1 pseudogene is annotated in these 1,433 nt (G+C 56.4%); it reads left to right on the top strand.

Features of this window, described 5'->3' with window-relative positions:
• Positions 1–1,433 (top strand): annotated as a pseudogene (locus ABLU96_RS11480) (hypothetical protein); the annotation flags it as partial.

The raw sequence follows: 1,433 nt of genomic DNA, 5'->3' as shown, positions 1-1,433 counted from the left end.
TGCCGATTCCGACAGTGATTCGGATTCTGACAGCGATTCGGATTCTGACAGCGATGCCGATTCTGACAGCGACTCGGACTCTGACAGCGACTCCGATTCCGACAGCGACTCGGACTCTGACAGCGATTCGGATTCTGACAGCGATTCGGATATCCCGCAGGCCAATGCGGATACCAATACCGCGCTGATCTCTGAGAACCATGACAATCTCGACGGGGTAAACGGTACGATTACCCAGCTGACAGGCGTGAACCTGCTTGGCGTGGTCGATGTTTCGCTGCTTAGCGGTAATAACTTTGACTTTACTGTCGCGAGTGGAACGACTCAGGATGTGGCACTGGATATTTCCGGCGGCACCACGCTGAGCTCGGCGGCGCTGATTAATACGCTACTGCTGCTGCTGGGTGGAACGAATACCTTCCAGGCCGATCTCGCGGTGGTGAATACGGTGACCGGAGAAGTGGTTGCGCTGGCGTCGAATGCGGTGACTATTACGGCGGGAGGCGTCAGCCTGGATTACAGCGGTAGCGCGAGCTTCAGCGACCTGCCGGAGGGGAACTATACGGTAGTGATTTCGTCGCCAACGAATACCGGGCTGCTGCCGACGCTGGTGAATTTCCTGGCGAATCTCAGCGTAGCGACCGCGGTGGATGTGGCGGTAACCGACTCCGTAGGATACGAGTCCGCGATTATCAGCGGTAACGTACTGCAGACGGACGCGGGTGGGGACGTTGGCGATACCGGTACGGATATTACTGTGACCAGCATCATTGCGACCTCGGTTCCGGGGGCAACGGCGGAACCGGTTAGCTCGGGGGGGACGATCGTTGAGGGCGCCTACGGTACGCTGGTGATCTATGCCGATGGTTCTTACACCTATCACGCGACCGGAGACGCTGACTCTGTCGGTCAAACGGAGGTCTTTACCTACACCATTACGGATGCGGATGGCGATACGGCAACGACGACGCTGACCATTAATATTGGCCTGGCCGATGATACGGATAGCGATGCTGATTCCGACTCCGACTCCGACTCCGACAGTGATTCCGATTCGGACAGCGACTCTGACTCCGACAGTGATTCGGATTCTGACAGTGACTCGGATTCTGACAGTGACTCGGATTCTGACAGTGACTCGGATTCCGACAGCGATTCGGATTCGGACAGCGATTCTGATTCGGACTGTGATTCCGACTCCGACAGTGATTCGGATTCCGATAGCGACTCTGACTCCGACAGTGACTCAGATTCTGACAGTGACTCTGACTCCGACAGTGACTCAGATTCTGACAGTGACTCGGATTCCGACAGCGATTCGGACTCTGACAGCGACTCCGATTCCGACAGCGAGTCGGATTCTGACAGCGACTCGGATTCAGACAGCGATTCTGAGTCCGACAGCGATTCCGAGTCTGACAGAGACTCCGACT

Origin of the sequence: Klebsiella sp. CN_Kp106 (genome assembly GCF_040064575.1) — a bacterium.
GTDB lineage: Bacteria > Pseudomonadota > Gammaproteobacteria > Enterobacterales > Enterobacteriaceae > Klebsiella > Klebsiella michiganensis.
The sequence above is the reverse complement of the archived record's forward strand: the minus strand, read 5'-3'. Positions and strand labels throughout refer to the sequence as shown.